The 20,045-nt window shown below is 74.2% G+C and carries 16 protein-coding genes; 7 read left to right on the plus strand and 9 right to left on the minus strand.

Annotated elements, in window-relative coordinates:
- The first annotated feature begins 229 nt into the window (after nt 1–229).
- From eccE to ACZ6JT_RS13975, 3 genes are all read left to right on the plus strand, one after another.
- Entirely contained in the window at nt 230–1,504 is a 1,275-nt protein-coding gene (gene eccE / locus ACZ6JT_RS13965) for a type VII secretion protein EccE (RefSeq protein WP_469209707.1), read from the plus strand.
- Complete coding sequence (locus ACZ6JT_RS13970) at nt 1,501–2,199, plus strand: hypothetical protein (RefSeq protein WP_385816344.1); 699 nt, start codon at nt 1,501–1,503, stop codon at nt 2,197–2,199. The genes eccE and ACZ6JT_RS13970 overlap by 4 nt, the downstream gene beginning before the upstream one ends.
- 106 nt (nt 2,200–2,305) lie before the next feature.
- On the plus strand, nt 2,306–4,735 hold the full coding sequence (locus ACZ6JT_RS13975) for an SCO5717 family growth-regulating ATPase (protein ID WP_469209709.1): 2,430 nt from the start codon (nt 2,306–2,308) through the stop codon (nt 4,733–4,735).
- A gap of 107 nt (nt 4,736–4,842) precedes the next feature.
- On the opposite strand, the gene ACZ6JT_RS13980 is transcribed toward ACZ6JT_RS13975, so the two are convergent.
- The 9 genes from ACZ6JT_RS13980 to rimP form a co-directional block, all read right to left on the minus strand.
- Nucleotides 4,843–5,799: a bifunctional riboflavin kinase/FAD synthetase gene (locus ACZ6JT_RS13980; RefSeq protein ID WP_030708683.1), complete on the minus strand. Its 957-nt coding sequence runs from the start codon at nt 5,797–5,799 to the stop codon at nt 4,843–4,845.
- A gap of 128 nt (nt 5,800–5,927) precedes the next feature.
- Nucleotides 5,928–9,560 carry a serine protease gene (locus ACZ6JT_RS13985; protein ID WP_469209711.1) on the minus strand — a complete coding sequence of 1,211 codons (3,633 nt, stop codon included), beginning with the start codon at nt 9,558–9,560 and terminating at the stop codon, nt 5,928–5,930.
- A gap of 226 nt (nt 9,561–9,786) precedes the next feature.
- A complete protein-coding gene (gene truB / locus ACZ6JT_RS13990) occupies nt 9,787–10,695 on the minus strand; it encodes a tRNA pseudouridine(55) synthase TruB (protein WP_469209713.1) in 909 nt (302 codons plus the stop codon).
- On the minus strand, nt 10,692–11,144 hold the full coding sequence (rbfA, locus tag ACZ6JT_RS13995) for a 30S ribosome-binding factor RbfA (RefSeq protein ID WP_031148855.1): 453 nt from the start codon (nt 11,142–11,144) through the stop codon (nt 10,692–10,694). The genes truB and rbfA overlap by 4 nt, the downstream gene beginning before the upstream one ends.
- A 28-nt stretch (nt 11,145–11,172) precedes the next feature.
- A complete protein-coding gene (locus ACZ6JT_RS14000) occupies nt 11,173–11,466 on the minus strand; it encodes a DUF503 domain-containing protein (RefSeq protein ID WP_030161467.1) in 294 nt (97 codons plus the stop codon).
- 199 nt (nt 11,467–11,665) lie between these two features.
- Entirely contained in the window at nt 11,666–14,785 is a 3,120-nt protein-coding gene (infB, locus tag ACZ6JT_RS14005) for a translation initiation factor IF-2 (RefSeq protein ID WP_469209716.1), read from the minus strand.
- A gap of 141 nt (nt 14,786–14,926) precedes the next feature.
- A complete protein-coding gene (locus tag ACZ6JT_RS14010; protein WP_469209718.1) occupies nt 14,927–15,220 on the minus strand; it encodes a YlxR family protein in 294 nt (97 codons plus the stop codon).
- Nucleotides 15,221–15,389: 169 nt separating this feature from the next.
- Nucleotides 15,390–16,400 (minus strand): transcription termination factor NusA, encoded by a 1,011-nt coding sequence (gene nusA / locus ACZ6JT_RS14015; protein WP_469209720.1) that lies wholly within the window; start codon nt 16,398–16,400, stop codon nt 15,390–15,392.
- A 2-nt stretch (nt 16,401–16,402) separates the two neighbouring features.
- The gene (rimP, locus tag ACZ6JT_RS14020) at nt 16,403–16,915 is read right to left on the minus strand and encodes a ribosome maturation factor RimP (protein WP_469209722.1); all 513 of its coding nucleotides are present in this window, start codon (nt 16,913–16,915) and stop codon (nt 16,403–16,405) included.
- A gap of 156 nt (nt 16,916–17,071) precedes the next feature.
- Between rimP and ACZ6JT_RS14025 the strand changes: the two genes are divergently transcribed.
- The 4 genes from ACZ6JT_RS14025 (at nt 17,072) to ACZ6JT_RS14040 (ending at nt 20,040) form a co-directional block, all read left to right on the plus strand.
- Entirely contained in the window at nt 17,072–17,614 is a 543-nt protein-coding gene (locus ACZ6JT_RS14025) for a hypothetical protein (RefSeq protein WP_469209724.1), read from the plus strand.
- Nucleotides 17,611–18,078 carry a ferritin-like domain-containing protein gene (locus tag ACZ6JT_RS14030; protein WP_469209725.1) on the plus strand — a complete coding sequence of 156 codons (468 nt, stop codon included), beginning with the start codon at nt 17,611–17,613 and terminating at the stop codon, nt 18,076–18,078. The genes ACZ6JT_RS14025 and ACZ6JT_RS14030 overlap by 4 nt, the downstream gene beginning before the upstream one ends.
- A 16-nt stretch (nt 18,079–18,094) precedes the next feature.
- Nucleotides 18,095–18,997 (plus strand): aminoglycoside phosphotransferase family protein, encoded by a 903-nt coding sequence (locus ACZ6JT_RS14035; protein WP_469209727.1) that lies wholly within the window; start codon nt 18,095–18,097, stop codon nt 18,995–18,997.
- Nucleotides 18,998–19,101: 104 nt separating this feature from the next.
- Complete coding sequence (locus tag ACZ6JT_RS14040) at nt 19,102–20,040, plus strand: slipin family protein (RefSeq protein WP_469209729.1); 939 nt, start codon at nt 19,102–19,104, stop codon at nt 20,038–20,040.
- Nucleotides 20,041–20,045 lie beyond the last annotated feature (5 nt).

The following is a 20,045-nucleotide window of genomic DNA, read 5'->3' on the forward strand; positions in this document are numbered from 1 at the left end:
TGTCGGACCGGGCACCTACTATGCCTCTTGACCGACGGTATGCACGGGCCGGGTAGGGTGAGGCAGCCGCTCAGCGCCTCCCGCACCGGGGTATTCAGGGCTTGTTGAGGTGGATTGGGGAGATTCCGGGGCCGTGCGGCAGGTGTCGCGCAACGCCCGGACTCAGGGGGTTTCGCCCTGGGGGCACCCCCCGGCGGTAGCCGGGGGAGAAAGGGGAAGTGCGCACGTGATGGCCACCGCGACGGAGCCGCAGACCGGCGCGCCCGCACCCGCCCGTGGCGGGGTGACGCCGCATCCGAAGTCGAGCCCCGGCCGCTTCGGTCCGTTTCGACTGCAACAACTCGTACTGCTCCAGGTCGCGGCGGCCGCGCTGCTCGTGGCCTGGGTCGTCGAACCGATGCTGCTGGTGCCCGTCGGCGCCTTCGCGCTCGTCCTGGTGGTGCTCGCGGTCGTACGCCGCCACCAGCGCTCCCTGCCGGAGTGGATCGGCAGCGCGCTCGCCCTGCGCGCGCGCCGCGGCCGTGCCGCCTCCCACGTCGTGCCGGCGGGCACCGAGCCGGGGCTGGCCCCGCTCGTCGAGGCCGATCCGGCGCTGCGCACGCTGACGTTCAGCGACCGCGAGCGGCGTCCGGTCGGGATGATCGGCGACGGGACCTTCCTGACCGCGGTCGTCCAGGTGGACACGGACGCCACCGCGCTGCGGCCCGACCGGGCGGCGCGGCCGCTGCCGCTCGGCCTCGTACGGGACATCCTCGAAGTCGACGGCATCCGGCTGGAGTCCGCCCAGCTGGTGCAGCACACCCAGCCGGCGCCGGCCCCGCACCTGCCGGCCCAGTCGATGGCCACCCGCAACTACGCGCCCCTGCAGGCCCGGACCGGGACCCCGGCGGTGCGGCTGACCTGGATCGCCCTCAAGCTCGACCCGGAGCTGTGCCCCGAGGCCGTCGCCGCGCGCGGCGGCGGGCTGGCGGGGGCGCAGCGGTGCGTGGTGCGCGCGGCCGACCAGTTGGCGAGCCGGCTGACCGGGGCCGGGTTCACGGCCACCGTACTGACCGAGCAGGAGCTGACGGCGGCGCTGGCCACGTCCTCGTGCGCGAACCCGATGGCGATCACCCAGGCCGGACGGTCGGCCAGCACCGGACGGCGGACCGAGGAGACCCCGCGGACCTGGCGCTGCGACGACCGGCGGCACACGACGTACTGGATAGGCCGCTGGCCGCAGCTCGGCGGTGCCGGAGCCGCGGCGCTGCCGCAGTTCGTGGCGCTGCTGACCTCGCTGCCCGCGCTCGCCACGAACTTCAGCCTGACGATGGCCCCGGCCGAGCGACAGGGCGTGACCCTGACCGGACACGTACGGGTGACCGGCCGCAGCGACGAGGAACTCGTCGTCGCGCGAAGGGAGTTGGAGAGGACGGCGCGGGGCGTGAAGGCCGGGCTGGTCCGGCTCGACCGTGAACAGGTACCGGGGCTGCTCGCCTCGCTGCCGCTGGGAGGGGCCCGATGAGGGGCGGATTCGGGCTGGTCGGCCCGCGACGGGAACGGCACGTGGTCCAGGCGGCGGACCTGGACGCGCTGGCGCTGCCCGTCGGGGACGACGGGGTCGTCATCGGCGTGGACGCCGAGGGCCGGCCGGCGGTGCTCGGCATCAACCGGCCGACGCCCTACGAGGTGACGCTGATCGGCGGCCTGTGGACGGCCCAGGTGCTGGCGCTGCGCGCGGCGGCCACGGGCGCACGGGTGGCGGTGGAGACCGGACGCGGCCAGGTGTGGTCCGGGCTGGCCCAGGCGGCCGGCGGCGGGCAGCAGTGCGTGACCCTGCACGAGGTGGGCCGGGTGCCGCCGCAGGGCGCCTCGGCCGGCAGCCCGGTGCTGGTGGTCCGCGACTGCGGGATGCGGCCGCCGCGCGGGCGCGTGGTGGCAGGGCCGTGGCAGTCGGTGCTGACCCTGCTGCCGTATCTGAGCCCGACGGCGCCGCGGTTGCTCCAGCAGTCCTCGCTGGTGGGCGTCCAGCGGGTGTCCCCGGACGAGGCGGAGCAGATCGGCCGCCTGATGCAGCTGCCGCGGCAGGCGGTGGCCTCGCTGCCGACGCTGGGCGACGGGGTGACGCTGTGGTGCACGCCGCGGGACCGGCAGTTCGTGATGACCCAGGGGACGGAAGCGGAGACGGGCCTGCTCGGCGGAGCACGGCGCATCGACTGACCAGGGCCCCTGAGGGGGGCGGACAGTGGTGTCGGGGCGCGATTAGGCTGGGTGCGGGCGCGGCGAGGTGGACGCCGGACCGGTGTTCGACAGACCAGGAGGACCAGTGAGCGGCGATCGGAACGAGAGGCGCGGCGGGACGTGGGACGTCCCGACGGACGATCAGTCCGATGCGGAGCCCGAGCTGACGGGCGAGTTCACCATCGACTACACCCCGCCGGCCTGGTACACGCAGGGCGCGGCCCCCGCCGCGCAGGTGCCGGGGCTCCCCGAGGGCAGCGGCTTCGAGCCGCACCGCCCTGCGGACGTGGAGTCCCCCTCGACGATGCGGATCGCTCCGCCGGCGCCGCGGACCCCGTCCGACGGCGCGGGGCTGCCCGTCCCGTTCCCGCCGCCCACGCCGGCCGAGACCCCTCTTCCGGCCCCGGCCCCGCCCCGGATCCCGTTCGAGGCGTCCGCCCCGGCGCCGCTCGACGCCGTCCCGGCGTACCCGGCCCCGGCCCAGACCCCTGCTCCGGCTCCGGCTCCGGTCGAGGCGCCCCTTCCGGCACTGCCTCCCCTCGAGGCGGCGGCTCCGGCGCCTGCCGAGGCTGCCGCCCCGGAGCCGATCGAGGCTCCGGCTCCGGCCGACGCGCTCCCGGCGTACCCGGCTCCGTTCCCCTCCTCCACGGACCCGGCCCCGGCCCCTGTCGAGGCTCCGGCCGAGAGCGCGCTGCCCGCTCCCGACGCCCCGGCCCCCGTCGCGCCGTTCGGCCCTCCCGCCGACGCGGCTGCGTCGTACCCGGCTCCCGCCCCGGACGCGGCACCCATCGAGGCTCCGACCCCGATCGAGGACGCCCGGCCCGCGCCCGACGCCCCGGCGCCCGCCGCGGCCCCCGCCCGGGACCCGGCACCGATCGAGCTTCGGGCTCCGGCTCCGGCCGAGGACGTCCGGCCGGCACTCGACGCTCCGGCGCCGTTCCCGACCCCGGCGGCGCAGGCTCCGGCCGGAGGCGGGTCCGGTCCGGGGGACACCCCCGCCGACGGGGTGCCCGTGCTGCCTCTCGCCGGGCAGACGCCGGCCCCGGCACCGGCGCAGACCGGCGGAGAGAACCCGTTCGGCGGACCCGGTGGTGAACTGCCGCCGCTGCCGCCCGCGTTCGCGACGCAGGACGCCTATCCGTTCCAGCCGCCGGCACCGGCCCCTGCCCCGCAGCAGCAGCAGCCCCAGCAGCAACCTCAGCCCCAGCCGTACGACCCCCGCTCCGCCGGGCAGTGGCCCGTGGGGCCCGGGCAGCAGCAGCAACAGCCGCCGCAGCTGCAGCCCCAGCCGCAGCCGCACGACCCGCGCTACTCGGCCGGTCCGACCGGCGGCGGGGCGCCGCTGGGCTACACCGCCGCCGTCGAGCTGTCCTCGGACCGCCTGCTGCGCAACAAGCAGAAGCCCAAGAACAACGGCGGCGCCGGCGGCCGCTTCCGCTTCGGCGGCAAGGCGGCCGAGGCGGAGCGCCAGCGCAAGCTGGAGCTGATCCGCACCCCGGTCATGTCCTGCTACCGCATCGCCGTCATCAGCCTCAAGGGCGGCGTCGGCAAGACCACGACGACCACCGCGCTCGGCGCCACCCTCGCCACCGAGCGCCAGGACAAGATCCTGGCCATCGACGCGAACCCCGACGCCGGTACCCTCGGCCGCCGCGTGCGCCGCGAGACCGGCGCGACGATCCGCGACCTGGTCCAGGCGATCCCGTACCTGAACTCGTACATGGACATCCGCCGGTTCACCTCGCAGGCGCCCTCCGGTCTGGAGATCATCGCCAACGACGTGGACCCGGCCGTCTCCACGACCTTCAACGACGAGGACTACCGCCGCGTCATAGAGACGCTGGGCCGCCAGTACCCGATCATCCTCACCGACTCGGGCACCGGTCTCCTCTACTCCGCCATGCGCGGGGTCCTGGATCTGGCCGATCAGCTGATCATCATCTCGACCCCGTCCGTGGACGGTGCCAGCAGCGCGAGCACCACCCTCGACTGGCTCTCCGCGCACGGGTACGCGGACCTCGTCTCCCGCTCCCTCACCGTCATCTCGGGGGTCCGCGAGACGGCGAAGATGATCAAGATCGAGGACATCGTGCAGCACTTCGAGACCCGCTGCCGCGGTGTCGTCGTGGTGCCGTTCGACGAACACCTCGCGGCCGGCGCCGAAGTCGATCTCGACATGATGCGGCCCAAGACGCGTGAGGCGTACTTCAACCTCTCCGCGCTCGTGGCCGAGGACTTCCTGCGGGCCCAGCAGCAGGCCCCGCAGGGGCACTGGGGGGCACCGCAGCAGCCCCAACAGCCCCATCCCCACCAGCAGCCGCAGCAGCAGCCGCAACCGTACAGTCAGCCCCAGGGCCAGCCCCCGTACCAGCAGCCGCCGCAGCAACCGCAGCCGCAGCCGCAGCCCTACGGTCAGCCCTACCCGCAGCCCGGCCAGCCCTGGCAGCAGCCCCCGGCCCCGCAGCAGCAGCCGCCGCAGCCCCAGCAGCCCCCGCGCGACCCGCGCCTCGGCTGAGCGCAGCCGGCGCAGCGCGACCGCACAACAGGAAGGGCCCGTACCGCCCCGGACAGGATCGAGAAGGATCCCTCCCGGGGCAGTACGGGCCCTCGCCCGTTCGTCCGTCAGCGGCGCAGGTCGTACGTGTCCGTCAGCACCCGCGCCCGCTTCACGTCGTCCGCGATCGCCTCCAGCAGCCCGTCGAGCGACTCGAACCTCGCCATCCCCCGCACGTACGCGAGGAAGTCGACGGCCACGTGCTTCCCGTACAGGTCCAGCCCGACCCGGTCGATCGCGTACGCCTCGACGGTCCGCTCCGTGGCGTCGAACTGCACGTTCGTCCCCACCGAGATCGCCGCCGGCATCCGCTCGCCGTCCGCCGTCAGCCAGCCCGCGTAGACCCCGTCCGCCGGGATCGCGGTGTGCGGCGCCGTCTCGACGTTCGCCGTCGGGTAGCCGAGCTCGCGCCCGCGCTGCGCACCGCGCACCACCACGCCCTCGACCCGGTGCGGGCGGCCCAGGATCTCGGCCGCGCCGTCCATGTCGCCCTCGGCCACCAGCCGGCGCGCCAGCGTCGAGGAGAACGGCACGCCGCCGCCCGCCGCGCCCCGCTCGACCAGGTCCACGACGTCGACCTCGTAGTCGTACGTGGCGCCCAGCTCGCGCAGGAAGTCGACGTTCCCGGCGGCCCGGTGACCGAAGCGGAAGTTCGGGCCCTCGATGACGGACCGCGCGTGCAGCTTGTCGACGAGCACCTTCACGATGAAGTCGGCCGGGGACAGCTGCGAGAACTCCGCCGTGAACGGCAGGATCAGCAGCGCGTCCACGCCCAGCCCGGCCATCAGCTCGGCGCGCCGGTCGTAGGGGGCCAGGATCGGCGGGTGGCTGCCGGGGCGGACGACCTCGCTCGGGTGGGGGTCGAAGGTGACCACGACGGACGGGACGCCGAGCGCCCGAGCCGTGGACACGGCCCGTCCGATGATCAGCTGATGTCCCCGGTGCACGCCGTCGTAGGAGCCGATGGTGACGACGCTGCGTCCCCAGTCCTGGGGGATGTCCTCCAAGCCACGCCAGCGCTGCACTGTGACCGCTCCTCGCCCGAACCCGGTTGGTCCTTGAACTGATTGCCGATTGCAGGTCTAAGACTGCCATGCCGGTGGCCGGTGCCCCGCATCGGCGTCGGGCTGGGGTGCACCGCCGCGGCATATCGTCACGTCACGTCCGGCGCCGTCCTGCCGAGGGTCTCCACCGTCCGCCGTGCGCTCGGCCCCAGCAGGGCGGCGGCCTCCGCGCGCGCCTGCGCCAGCCAGCGGGCGACCAGCGCCCCGAAGGCCGGTTCGGCCCGGGCCAGCTCCACCGTCCGCCGCTCGAAGAGCGCCGGCCCGCCGGGGGCCCGCAGCAGCTGCCGCCCGGTGCGCCGCAGCAGCTCCCGCGTACGGGCCTCCGGGCGCCCGGAGGTCCCGGCCGCGAGCCCCGCGAGGAACGCGCCGAGCACCTGCGGATCGGCCTCCTCGCGCAGCAGTACGCCTGCCAGCTCGCCGCGCAGCGGGTACGAGCACTCCCCGCCCGGCGCGGCCAGCACCGCGGCGAGCTCCGCCCTGACCCCCACAGGGGCGTTCCGCAGCAGGTCCAGGACCAGCGGACGCAGCACGGGTTCCGCGGCCGGGCCCTGTTCGAGCCGCCGGTCCACGAAGACGGCGGCGTGCGGCGCGTCGCCGGGCCGCCGCGCGAGGTGTTCCCGTACGAGCTCACCCGCGCGGCGGGCCAGCCCCGGCGTGGTCAGCGCGGCCAGGGCGCGCACCACCTCCCCGTCGGCCCGGGCCCGCAGGGCGGCGAACACCTCGTCCGGGTCGGGCAGCACGGGCAGGGCCGCGACCAGCGCCTCCGCGGGCAGCCGGGAGCCGGACTCGGGATCGCGGAAGCAGGCCAGGGCCTCGGGCAGGTAGCGGCCGCGCACCTGCGGGTCGCGCAGCAGCACGGCGAGGGCGCTGCCGTGCAGGGTGGCGTCCGCGGGCCGGGCGAGCAGCGCCTGGGCGGCGTAGCGCAGCAGGTCGCGGTCGGCGGAGGTGCGCACGTGCGGGGCGGTGGCGAGCCCGTAGGCGGCGGCCGCGACCCGCCGCCCGGGCCGTTCGTCGTGCGCCCACCGGTCCACGGCCCGGGACATCGCTGAGGGCTCCTCCTCGGCGAGTACGGCCAGCAGCTCGTCGGCGCGGGGGTGCGCGGCGGTGACGAGCGCCTCGGTGAGGTCGTCCACGGCGAGCCGCCGGTGGGTGTGCAGCAGGGCCTGCGCGGCGGTGGCGACGGTGGCCCCGGGGCGGCCGCGCAGCCGGCGGCCGTCGGCGAACCACGCGCAGAGCAGCGGCTGCACGCGCTGCGGGTCCCGGGCGAGGCGGCGGGCCGCGGCGTCGAGGTAGCGGTCGCCGGGGACCGCCTCGGCCGGGTCGGCGGGCAGCAGACGGCGCAGCAGGTCGAGCCGGTCGGGCTCGGGCAGCCGGAGCCGGTTCCAGAACCAGCCGCCGAACTCCCCCGGGCCGGCACGGGCCACGTGCTCGGCGAGGGCGTGCAGGACGGGCAGGTGGGGGTGCGCGTCGGGAGCCCGGAGCAGGCTCTCGCGCAGCAGCCGGGTCGCCCACCAGGAGCGGTCCGGGTCGGCTTGCGCCGGGTCCTCGGCGAAGCGGTTCAGGGCGTTGACCAGCCGGGTGAGCTCGTGGCGCAGCTGGTCGGGGGCGAGTCCGCGCAGCGCCTCCAGGACGGGGCCGATGCGGTGCCGGGGCACGGGCAGGCCCGGCCCGGCGGGGCCGTGCACGAAGTGGCCGAGGGCGGTCGGGACGTCCAGGTGGCCGGCCTGGATCCAGTCGGACAGCTCCTCGTGGGCGAAGCGGTAGCCGGCTCCGGCGGGCACCAGCAGGCCCTCGGTCAGCACGGCGGAGGCCCAGCCCGTGCGCCACGGGAACAGCTCCTCGAAGGAGGCCCGGTCCAGCCGCCCCTGCCCGGGCCCCAGGCAGCGGCGCGCGGCCTCGTGGACGCTGCCGGCGATGCGCGCGGCGAGCCGGCGGATCCCGGGGCCGTGCACCCGGGATCCGCCGGCGTCGGCGCAGGCCGCGGCGGTAAGGAGGGCGCTGCGCAGGCACAGCAGGTCCAGGTGGGCGGAGAAGACCTCGTCCCGGTCGGGGCGGCCGTCGGTGACCCCGGCGGCGCGGATGCCGGCCAGCAGGCTCAGGGTGAGCGGGTGGCGGACGTCGGCCGCGCGGACGGCGTCGGCGGGGATGGCGAGCCGGTCCCGGACGGTCTCGGCCTCGGCGGCGGTGAGGTCGCCGATCGGGAGCGCGGGCGGCAACCGGCGGGCCGGACCGGCCGGGCGGGCCGGGGTGTGCAGGGCGTCGGGCGGGAAGAGGGCGCCGGCCCGCTCCCAGTACTCGGGCCGGGCGGCGATCACGAGGCGGGCGCCGGTCCCGCGCAGCCAGGCGGTGGTGGCCTCGGTCCAGGGGCCGAGGCGGTGGGCGAGCTCCGGCGGCATCTCCTCGGGGGCGTCGAGCACCACGAGCAGGGGGCGTCCGGCGCGGGCGGCCACGCGGGCCAGGTGGGCGGCCGGGTCGGTCGGGGCGGGGCGTGCGGAGTCGGTTCCACCGGGGAGCGCGGAGTCGGTTCCACCGGGGAGCGCGGCCAGGTCGGTTGCACCGGGGAGCGGGGCCGACGGGCCGGGGCCGGCGGTTGCGCTGCCCGGCGGGGTGGGGGCGGTTCCGGCGGGGCCGGGCGCGCGCCGGGACGTCTCCTCGGACGCCGAACGTGGCGGGGGGTCGGAGTGCGGAGCCTCGTTGCGTTCGGCGCCCTGCGGGGATCGCCCCGACACACACCCGACCCCGCCGGAACCACCCTGGGGGTCGGAGAGCCGAAGTCCCCACAGCCCGCCGGAGCCGCCCTGGGGGGAGGGCTGCGGTGCGGTTCCGGCGTCGGTGATGTGGGCGGCTCTGGTCAGGGTGCGGGTCAGGGCGGTGGACAGGTCGGTGTCGTCGGGGTGGAGGTCCGCGCCACGGAGCCAGAGGGTGGGGGCGGGGCGGGGGCCGTGGGCTCGGTGGGCGGCCAGGGCGGCGAGTGCGGTGGTGCGGCCTGTCCCGGGGTCTCCGACCAGGGCCAGGACCGGCTTGTCGCCCTCCGTGAACTCCGTCAGTGCGGAGGTGATTCTCGGTCGCTCCACCGGGTTCGGGGAGGGCGGTCGCAGGGTGGTGGCGGTGAGTTCCAGCGCCCCGGCGAGGTTCAGGTCGGGGCCGTGGCCCGGCACGGTGGCGGCGTTGCGTTCCAGCAGGGCGGCCAGGGGGCCGCGGGGGTCGGCGGCGGCGGCCGGGCGCAGGGCCACCGCGCAGGGGGCCGAGCGGTGTTCCGCGGGGAGAGCGGTGCCCAGGACCGCGAGCACCGCTCCGGTCGCGGCGTCGAGGACCGGGCCCCCGCTGGCCTCCCCGCCGAGCAGCAGCGCGTCCCGGCCGTCCGTGCCGATCGCCAGCTCCACCGCCGGGTACGCGGCCTGCCCGCCTCCCAGCACCCGCGCCTGGCGCCAGCCCCGCGCGGGCAGCCGTACGTAGGTCCCGGGATCGATCGCCTCGCGCATCGCCACCGGCAGCGGCCGCATGCCGAGTCCGTCGGTCCGTACGAGCGCCAGCGCCAGCCCCGGCAGCGCGGTCACGTCGGCCGCCTCGGCCAGCCAGGTCCGTCCGGGGCCGTGCAGGAGCACCCGGGTCAGTCCGGCGACGGCCTCGTGGCTGGTGAGCACCGTGCCGCGGTCGTCGGCGACGAACCCACTGCCGCGCACCCGCCCGGCGGCATCGCTGATCTTGACGAGCTCCGCCATGGCCGCACCACTCCCCCGCAACGCCCCGTGGTCACGACGGTAGGCAGGTGAAGATCAGCACGAAAAGCACGCGAGGCGAACGCGCCCCCTTACGCTCCCTCCATTCACTCCGAGCGCCTGCTCGGACGGGTGAATACGGGGGTCCGGGTGGATAGAGACCTACCCGAGGGGGGTCGTGGAGCGGTGAGCAGCAGTACATCTGCGCTCACCGCTCCACGTCAAAGGATCAGACGAAGACCGCGAGGGACTTCGCCTTCCCGTTCTTGCTCTCGACGAGGCCGAGCAGCTGCCCCTGCGGTCCGAAGACCGCGACGGTGCGGCCGGCCTCGTACTCCTCCGGCATGTCGATCCGGACGCCGTTGGCGAGCAGCGAGGCCCGCCGGGCGTCCAGGTCCCAGCGCGGGAAGGCCGCGGCGGCCGCCTCGCCGATGGGCATGACGGTCAGCTCCTCCTGGAGCTGGTCCAGGGTCCGCGCCCGGTCGAGCTTGTACGGGCCCACCCGGGTGCGCCGCAGCGCGGTCAGGTGCCCGCCGACGCCGAGGTCGGCGCCCAGGTCGCGGGCGAGGGCGCGGATGTACGTACCGCTGGAGCAGACGACGGAGACGACGAGGTCGACGACCTTGGTGCCGTCCTCGGCCTCCGCCTCCCGCATGTCGTACACCTGGAAGGAGGAGACGGTCACCGGACGGGCCGGGATCTCGAAGTCCTCGCCGTCCCGCGCGCGCTTGTAGGAGCGCACGCCCTTGATCTTGATGGCGCTGACCTTGGACGGGACCTGCATGATCTCGCCGGACAGCTTGGCGATGCCCGCCTCCACGGCGTCCCGGGTGACCCCGGTGGCGTCCGTGGAGGAGGTGATCTCGCCTTCGGCGTCGTCCGTCAGGGTGTTCTGGCCCAGCCGGATCGTGCCGAGGTACTCCTTCTCCGTGAGCGCGAGGTGGCCGAGGAGCTTGGTGGCCTTCTCGACGCCCAGGACCAGCACGCCCGTCGCCATCGGGTCGAGCGTGCCGGCGTGGCCGACGCGGCGGGTCTTGGCGATCCCGCGCATCTTGGCGACCACGTCGTGCGAAGTGAAACCGGACGGCTTGTCGACGATGACCAGTCCGTCCGGAGTCTTCCCTGCGTTGGTGCTCATTCCGCGGCTGCGTCCTCGTCGTCGTCCTCGCCGGGCTTCTTGTACGGGTCGGCGTCACCGGCGTACTGCGCCCCGGAGGACACCTCGCGCACCTGGGCGTCGGAGGTCCGCGCCTTCTCGAGGAGGTCCTCGATGGTCTTGGCGTTCTCCGGGAGGGCGTCCGCGACGAAGGTCAGGGTGGGCGTGAACTTGGTGCCCGCCGCCCGGCCGACCGCGGAGCGCAGGACGCCCTTGGCGCTCTCCAGGCCCGCTGCCGCGCTGGCGCGGTCCTCGTCGTCTCCGTAGACCGTGTAGAAGACCGTGGCCTCCCGCAGGTCGCCGGTGACCCTGGTGTCCGTGATGGTCACGTGCGTACCGAGGCGGGGGTCCTTGACACCACGCTGCAGCTTCTCGGCCACCACCTCCCGGATGAGGTCCGCCAGCTTCTTCGCCCGCGCATTGTCGGCCACTGGTCCGTCTCCTTCTTATGTCTTGCTGTCAGTCTTCATCACCGTGGAGGCGCCGTCGCACGGACAGCAGCTCCACTTCCGGACGTGCCGCGACCAGCCGCTCGCAGCGGTCCAGTACGTCCGAGAGGAACCCCGTGTCCCCGCTCACCAGGGCGACCCCTATACGGGCCCTGCGGTGCAGGTCCTGGTCGCCCACTTCAGCCGCGCTCACGGAGAACTTGCGTTGGAGCTCGGCCACGATGGGCCGGACGACGGAGCGTTTCTCCTTCAGCGAGTGGACGTCGCCGAGGAGCAGGTCGAAGGACAGAGTCCCCACGTACATGCAGTTCCGGATATCCCGCCGGTGCGGGTTCGGTGGCCTGCCGGACCGTCGCCCGGCAGGATCGCCCGGCGCTCGCGCGGCCGGGTCACCAGAACCGTACACGCAACGGCCGGGGCCGATCGACGGATATTCCGCCGACCGGCCCCGGCCCCCTGCAGCGTCGCCGCCGAGTTACGACACGGTGCGAACCGCCTCGCGCTTACGCGCGGGGCTTCTCGCGCATCTCGTACGTCGCGATGACGTCGTCGATCTTGATGTCGTTGTAGCTGCCGAGGTTGATACCGCCCTCGAAGCCTTCACGGATCTCGGTGACGTCGTCCTTGAAGCGGCGCAGACCGGAGATGGTGAGGTTCTCGGCGATGACCTTGCCATCGCGCAGGAGCCGCGCCTTGGTGTTGCGCTTGACCTCGCCGGACCGGATGAGGACACCGGCGATGTTGCCCAGCTTGGACGAGCGGAAGATCTCGCGGACCTCCGCCGTACCGAGCTCGACCTCTTCGTACTCCGGCTTGAGGAGACCCTTCAGGGCCGCCTCGATCTCCTCGATGGCCTGGTAGATCACCGAGTAGTAGCGAACGTCGACGCCCTCGCGGTCCGCCATCTGCGCGGCACGGCCGGCCGCACGGACGTTGTAACCGATGACGATGGCGTCGGAGCCCATCGCCAGCGAGATGTCGGACTCGGTGACCGCACCCACACCGCGGTGCAGGACCCGGATGTCGACCTCTTCACCGACGTCGAGCTGGAGCAGCGAGGACTCGAGAGCCTCGACCGCACCGGACGCGTCGCCCTTGATGATGAGGTTGAGTTCCTGGACCAGACCGGCCTTGAGCACGGAGTCGAGGTCCTCGAGGGACACGCGACGGACGCGCTTGGCGAAGTTGGCGTTGCGCTCGCGCGCAGCACGCTTCTCGGCGATCTGACGGGCCGTACGGTCCTCGTCGACGACGAGGAAGTTGTCGCCGGCGCCGGGGACGTTGGTGAGACCCAGGACCAGGACGGGGGTCGACGGACCCGCTTCCTCGACGTTGTTGCCCTTGTCGTCGAGCATGGCGCGCACGCGGCCGTAGGCGTCGCCCACGACCATCGTGTCGCCGACGCGGAGGGTACCGCGCTGGACGAGGACGGTGGCGACGGCACCGCGGCCGCGGTCGAGGTGGGACTCGATCGCAATACCCTGAGCGTCCTGCTCCGGGTTGGCGCGGAGGTCGAGCGAGGCGTCGGCGGTGAGGACGACGGCCTCGAGCAGGGAGTCGATGTGCAGACCCTGCTTGGCGGAGATGTCGACGAACATCGTGTCGCCGCCGTACTCCTCGGCGACCAGACCGAACTCGGTGAGCTGACCGCGCACCTTGACCGGGTCGGCACCCTCGACGTCGATCTTGTTGACCGCGACGACGATCGGGACGCCGGCGGCCTTGGCGTGGTTGAGCGCCTCGATCGTCTGCGGCATGACGCCGTCGTTGGCCGCGACCACGAGGATCGCGATGTCGGTCGACTTCGCACCACGGGCACGCATGGCGGTGAACGCCTCGTGACCCGGGGTGTCGATGAAGGTGATCTTGCGGTCTTCGTCGTTGACCTGGGTGGTGACCTGGTACGCACCGATGTGCTGCGTGATGCCGCCGGCCTCGCCCGCAACGACGTTCGTCTTGCGGATGGCGTCGAGCAGTCGGGTCTTACCGTGGTCGACGTGACCCATGACGGTCACGACGGGCGGACGCGGCATGAGGTATTCCTCGCCGCCCTCGTCCTCGCCGAACTCGATGTCGAAGCCCTCGAGGAGCTCGCGGTCCTCTTCCTCCGGGCTGACGATCTGGACGACGTAGTTCATCTCGCCGGCCAGCATCTCGAGCGTCTCGTCGGAGACGGACTGCGTGGCAGTGACCATCTCGCCGAGGTTCATCATCACGGCGACGAGCGACGCCGGGTTGGCGTTGATCTTCTCCGCGAAGTCGGTGAGGGACGCACCGCGCGACAGGCGAACGGTCTCGCCGCCACCGCGGGGCAGCATCACGCCGCCGACGGACGGGGCCTGCATGGCCTCGTACTCCTGGCGCCTCTGACGCTTGGACTTGCGACCACGACGGGCCGGACCGCCGGGACGGCCGAAGGCACCCTGCGTGCCACCACGGGCACCGGGACCGCCGGGACGACCACCGAAGCCGGGACGACCGCCGCCACCGGCACCGGCCGGACCGCCACCGAAGCCGCCACCACCGGGACGGGGACCGCCGAAGCCGCCACCGCCACCGGGACGCGAGCCCGGACCGGCCGGACGGCCGGCGAAGCCGCCGCCCGCGGGACGACCAGCGCCGCCACCGGGACGGGCGCCGCCCGCACCGGGACCACGGCCACCGGGGCCGCCACCGGGACGGGGACCGGGACCACCGGCAGCGGGACGCTGCGGCATCATGCCCGGGTTCGGACGGTTGCCACCGGGGGCACCACCCGGACGCGGGGCGCCGGCCTGCGGACGCGGCATGCCGCCCGGGGTCGGACGGGCGCCGCCGGGACCCTGCGGACGCGGGGCGCCGCCGGGGCCGCCCTGCGGGCGGGGAGCACCCTGGCCGCCGCCGGCGCCGGGGGCACCGGGACGGGGAGCGCCGGCCGGACGGGGCGCCTGCGGGCGCGCCATGCCGGTGGAGCCACCAGAGGTGAAGGGGTTGTTGCCCGGACGGGGACCGGCCGGACGGGCGCCCTGGGGACGCGGGGCCTGCGCACCCTGGGGGCGCGGGGCCTGGCCACCGGGGGTGGCACCGGCCGGACGCGGGGCGCCGGGACGGGCGCCGGCCTGGCCGCCCTGAGCCGGACGCTGCTGCGCCGGACGGGGACCGGGGGCCGCGGCGGGACGCTCGGTGCGCGCCGGGGCGGCGGGAGCCGCCGGAGGCGCGGAGAACTCGGTCGCCACGGGCGCCGCCGGAGCGGGCTTCGGGGCGGCCGGAGCCTTCGGGCCGGGACGCGGGCCGGAGGCGGCCGGAGTCACCGGGGCGGGCGCTGCGGCGGCCGGAGCCTCCGCGACGACCGGCTTGGGGGCCGGTGCGCCGGGCTTCGGCGCAGCGGGACGTGCAACGGCACCCGGGGTCGGAGCCCCGGGCTTGGCGGGCGCCGCCTTGCGGGGCGCACCAGGCTTGGCAGCGGACTTGCCGGCGTTGCCGCCGGGCCCCTGCAGTGCATCGGTCAACTTGCGCACAACCGGCGCCTCGATCGTCGAGGACGCCGAACGGACGAACTCACCGAGTTCCTGGAGCTTGGCCATGACAACCTTGCTCTCAACTCCGAACTCCTTGGCGAGTTCGTATACCCGGACCTTAGCCACTTCGCTCCTTTTAGGTCCGGGTTACGCCGGACCGTTGCTACTTCATGGGCGTACTCATCGCGTACTCATCGAGTGCTCATCGCAATCTCGACCTACTTCCAACTCGCGAGGTACCTGACCGCACGGGGTATCCGTGCCGTTCTACGTCTTACGGTGTGGCCCGGCCTCGTCGACCAGGGCTTTGCGCAGTTCCGCCGTGTCGAGTGCTCCGGCGGACCGGAGGGCCCGGGGGAACGCTCGGCGGCGGACCGCCTGGTCGAGGCAGACCACGGCGGGGTGCACGTAGGCACCCCGGCCGGGCAGCGTACCGCGAGGATCGGGGACGCATTCGTCCTCGATCGCCACGATGCGCAGCAGATCGCTCTTGGCCGCTCGCTCCCGACACCCCACACAGGTGCGTTCGGGGCGTGCGCGGGCTTGCGTCCGGCCAGACACGCCTAAGTCTACCTCCCCGCACCGACCTCTCCCCCGACAAGTGGCGGGCGAAAAATCGAACGGCTGTTGTGTTGTCTTGATCCGCCACCTTCGCGGCGGCCGTACGGCACCGCCTCGGCGGCGGCCGTACGCCCTGTCTACCGTCCGGGCAGCCCCGGCCGGTACCGGTTTATTCCCCGCCCTGGTCCCGGTCCGCGTCCGGGGACGTCTCGGTGTCGGGGCGGATGTCGATGCGCCAGCCGGTGAGCCGCGCGGCGAGGCGGGCGTTCTGGCCCTCCTTGCCGATGGCCAGCGACAGCTGGTAGTCGGGCACGGTCACCCGGGCGGACCGGGAGTCCCAGTCGACGACCTCGACCTTGCTCACCCGAGCGGGTGACAACGCGTTCGCGACCATCTCCGCCGGGTCGTCCGACCAGTCGACGATGTCGATCTTCTCGCCGTGCAGCTCGGCCATGACGTTGCGCACGCGGCTGCCCATCGGGCCGATGCAGGCGCCCTTCGGGTTCAGGCCCGAGCGGGTGGACCGTACGGCGATCTTGGTGCGGTGACCGGCCTCACGTGCGATCGCCGAGATCTCGACGCTGCCGTCGGCGATCTCCGGGACCTCCAGCGAGAAGAGCTTCTTCACCAGGTTGGGGTGGGTGCGGGAGAGGGTCACGGACGGACCGCGCACACCCTTCGCCACCCGGACGACGTACGCCTTCAGGCGCAGACCGTGCGTGTACTCCTCACCGGGGACCTGCTCCTGCACCGGCAGGATGGCCTCCAGCTTGCCGATGTCGACGAGGACGTTCTTCGGGTCCTTGCCCTGCTGCACCACGCCGGTGATGACGTCGCCCTCACGGCCGGCGAACTCGCCGAAGGTCAGGTCGTCCTCGGCGTCACGCAGACGCTGCAGGATCACCTGCTTGGCGGTCGTCGCGGCGATCCGGCCGAAGTCCGACGGGGTGTCGTCGAACTCCTTGGGCTCCTGGCCCTCCTCGAGATCCCTCGGGTCTTCCGTCGCCCACACGACCACGTGACCGTTGGTGCGGTCCAGCACGACGCGTGCGCGGCGGAAGCTCCCCTCGGTCCGGTGGTACGCGATGAGGAGGGCCGACTCGATCGCCTCGACGAGCAGGTCGAAGGAGATCTCCTTCTCCCGGACCAGACCCCGCAGGGCACTCATGTCGATGTCCACGGCTACGCCTCCTCTTCCTTCTTGTCCTTGCGGTTGAACTCGATCTCGACACGCGCCTTGGCGATGTCGGTGAAAGTGATACGACGGGCGGTCGCCTTGCGGCCCTTCATGCCCGGGACTTCGAGGTCCAGTCCCTCGTCGTCGACGTCGAGGATGCGGGCGACCAGTTCCCCGGCGGTCTTGTCCCCCTCGGCGGACAGCTGGAACTTCACGAGACGGCCGATGGCCCGTACGTAGTGACGGTGCTCGGTCAGCGGGCGGTCGGCGCCCGGCGAGCTCACTTCGAGGACGTACTCGTCCTCACCCATCACATCGGTTTCGTCGAGCTTGTCGGAGACCTCGCGACTCAGCTCCGCACACGCGTCCAGCTCCACGCCCTCGTCGGAGTCCACGATGATCCGCAACATCCGGCGCTTGCCCGCCCGCGACATCTCGATCTCTTCGAGGTCCAGGCCCTTGGCGGCGACGAGCGGCTCCAGCAGTCCGCGCAGCCTGTCGCTCTGGGTGGTGCTCATCCGGGTGACTCCTCGGCCGCGTGTGCTGTTGTGATTTCCGTCGTGTGTCAGGTCAAAGGGTATCCGGTGTCGGAGGGTGTTGCCGTCCGCCCTGTGGACGGGGCCCCGGGTACCGTGATCACACCCTGCCCCGCCATCACCCCCGAGGACGTCGCCGTGCCCTGGACTCTGCCTTCGAGCCCCTCGCGCCGGAGCCTGCTCGCCGGAGCCGCCGGCGCGGCCGGAGCCGCGCTGCTGACGGGGTGTTCCGACGACCGCCCGGCCGCCGGAAAGAGCGGGATTCCACTCGAACGGCGGATGCGGGAGGCGGCCGTTCGTGACAGTGCGCGCCTGCTGGAACGTTACGACGCCACGGCCGCCGCCCATCCGGCCCTGGCCGCCCGGCTGGCGCCGCTGCGCGCCGCCGTCGCCGCACATTCCGCGGCCCTGGCCCCGGCCCCGGCGGGCTCGCCGTCGCCCTCCGCGTCCCGCCCGGGGGGTACGGGGGCCGCCGCGCCCGCGCCGGGCGGTGAGCCGGTGTCCCCGAAGCCCGCGGAGGCCCTGACCGCCCTCGCGGACGCCGAGCGGAGCCTGTCGGAGGCCCGCACCATCGATCTGGCCGGGGCCCCGGGCGAGCTGGCCCGGATGCTGGCCTCGATCGCCGCCTGCGGTGCCGTCCACGCGTACCTGCTGACCTCGACCCCCGGAGCCACGTCGTGAAGCCCGAACCCCCTGCCGCCGGCCGGGCCCTGGAGGCCGCCCAGGCCGCGCTCGCCGCCGAGCACGCGGCCGCCTACGGCTACGGCGTGATCGGCGCCCGCACCGCCGGCGCCCGCGCGACCGAGGCGCGGGAGGCGTACGGCGCCCACCTCGCACGCCGTGACGCGCTCACCCGGACCGTACGGGAACTGGGCGGTGCGCCCCGGCCCGCGGAGGCGGCGTACGCGCTGCCGTTCGAGGTGCGTGGCCAAGCCGACGCCGAGCGGCTGGCCGCGGTGGTCGAGGACCGGGTGGCGGGCGCGTACTCCGATCTGGTGCGCGCGGCGGAGGGTCCGCTGCGCCGCGAGGCGGCCGACGCGCTGAGCGCCGCGGCCGTGCGCGCGGCACGCTGGCGTGGTGTCGGCGTAGCCTTCCCTGGGCTCGCGGAACGCGCTGACGAGGCGCAACGGGCCCAGCACAGCTGAAAGGGACCACGCACGCATGGCTTTCGAACCGCCGCAGCGGCTTGTACGGGCGCTCGGCGAGATGCCGGAAACGGCGCAGGACGAGGACTGGCTGGGGCAGTTGCCCCGACTCACCGAGGCCGCGCTCTCCCGGCGCGGGGTACGCGCCCAGCGGGTCCAGGCGCCCGGCGGCCGCAGCAGCCTGGTGGTCCTCGTCACGTACGCGGACGGGACCCCGGCCGCGCTGAAGCTGGCGCCGCCGCACGCCCGGCCCGACCGGGAACTGGCCGCGCTGGCCCACTGGGGCGGTTTCGGCGCCGTACGGATCCTCGACACCCGGCATCACGAGGACGACGGGGCCCTGCTGCTGGAGCGGCTGCACCCGGAGGTGTCGCTGCGGTCGCTGCCGGAGGCGAAGGCGCTGCTGGAGGCCAGCGGCACCCTGCGCAGGCTGTGGGTGGCCCCGCCGGCCGGGCACGTCTGGGAGACGGTCGCGGAGCGCACCGGGCAGCAGGCGGTGGTGCTGCGGGCGGCCCCGGCCGAGGTGCGGGCCCTGGCCGACGCGGCTCTGGCGGTGCGTGAGGAGCTGCTCGCGGCCCTGCCGGAGGAGCTGCTGCTGCACGGCAACTTCCGGCAGGGCAAGGTCCTCGCGGGCGAGCGGGCGCCGTGGCTGACGGTGGGCCCCGACCCGCTGGTCGGCGAGCGGGCGTACGACCTGGCGCGGCTGGTCCGGGACCGGCTGGAGGACCAGGTGGCCTCCTCGGCGGGGGCGGCGGGCGCCCGGCGCCGGGTGAACAAGCTGGCCGACGCCCTGGAGGTGGACCGGGACCGGCTGCGGGGCTGGACGCTGTTCCGGGCCGTGGAGTCGGGCAACCGGGCCCTGGCCGCCGGACGGCGCCGCGACGCCGAGCTCCTGCTGGAGTTCGCGGCCTGGCTGTAGGGCGTTCTGGTCGACCGGGCCGGAGCCCGCGAGCCCGGCCTGATCGACCAGGCCCCGCCCGGGGCATACCGTAGAGAGGAAGGTATGTCCGGCAGGGGGCCGTCATGGTCGAAGAACTGCTGACAGCGGCGATCGCCGCCGGTGTGGGTGTCGCTGTGTACGTGGGCGCCGCGGCCCGGGTGGTGAAGCAGTACGAGCGGGGTCTGGTCTTCCGCTTCGGCAGGCTGCGCGAGGAGATACGCCCGCCCGGCTTCGCGATGGTCGTTCCGGTCATCGACCGGCTCCACAAGGTGAACATGCAGATCGTCACGCTCCCGGTGCCCGCGCAGGAGGGCATCACCCGGGACAACGTCACCGTGCGGGTGGACGCGGTCGTGTACTTCAAGGTCGTCGACCCGGCGAGCGCGATCGTGGCGGTGGAGGACTACCGGTTCGCGGTCTCGCAGATGGCGCAGACCTCGCTCAGGTCGATCATCGGAAAGTCCGACCTGGACGATCTGCTGTCCAACCGGGAGATGCTGAACCAGGGGCTGGAGCTGATGATCGACAGCCCGGCGGTGGGCTGGGGCGTGCAGATCGACCGGGTGGAGATCAAGGACGTCTCGCTGCCGGAGACGATGAAGCGGTCGATGGCCCGGCAGGCGGAGGCGGACCGTGAGCGGCGGGCGCGCGTGATCAACGCGGACGCGGAGCTGCAGGCCTCGCACAAGCTGGCCGAGGCGGCGGAGGTCATGTCGGAGCAGCCGGCGGCGCTGCAACTGCGGCTGCTGCAGACGGTCGTGGCGGTCGCCGCCGAGAAGAACTCGACGCTGGTACTGCCGTTCCCGGTGGAACTGCTGCGGTTCCTGGAACGCGCGGCCCCTCCGCCTCCGGCGACGGCCGCGCCCGAAGAACCGGCCCCGGCCGGCCCGGCTTCCGAAGGCCCCGGGCCGGCCGAGGTCGCCGACGCGGCGACCGACGCCCCGGCCGAGCTCGACACCCCGGAGCCCGGCCTGATGCTGGACGCGCCGCCGCCGCCCGACACGGAGGAGCCGCGCGCGTAGTCCGC

The sequence above is a fragment of the Streptomyces sp. NPDC046308 genome, assembly GCF_055588065.1.

Excerpts from the sequence above, each read along its gene's own strand:
- eccE (WP_469209707.1), top strand. The coding sequence starts at position 230 with ATGGCCACCGCGACGGAGCCGCAGACCGGCGCGCCCGCACCCGCCCGT.
- ACZ6JT_RS13970 (WP_385816344.1), top strand. The coding sequence starts at position 1,501 with ATGAGGGGCGGATTCGGGCTGGTCGGCCCGCGACGGGAACGGCACGTG.
- ACZ6JT_RS13985 (WP_469209711.1), bottom strand. The coding sequence starts at position 9,560 with ATGGCGGAGCTCGTCAAGATCAGCGATGCCGCCGGGCGGGTGCGCGGC.
- truB (WP_469209713.1), bottom strand. The coding sequence starts at position 10,695 with ATGAGCACCAACGCAGGGAAGACTCCGGACGGACTGGTCATCGTCGAC.
- ACZ6JT_RS14000 (WP_030161467.1), bottom strand. The coding sequence starts at position 11,466 with ATGTACGTGGGGACTCTGTCCTTCGACCTGCTCCTCGGCGACGTCCAC.
- rimP (WP_469209722.1), bottom strand. The coding sequence starts at position 16,915 with ATGAGCACCACCCAGAGCGACAGGCTGCGCGGACTGCTGGAGCCGCTC.
- ACZ6JT_RS14035 (WP_469209727.1), top strand. The coding sequence starts at position 18,095 with ATGGCTTTCGAACCGCCGCAGCGGCTTGTACGGGCGCTCGGCGAGATG.
- ACZ6JT_RS14040 (WP_469209729.1), top strand. The coding sequence starts at position 19,102 with ATGGTCGAAGAACTGCTGACAGCGGCGATCGCCGCCGGTGTGGGTGTC.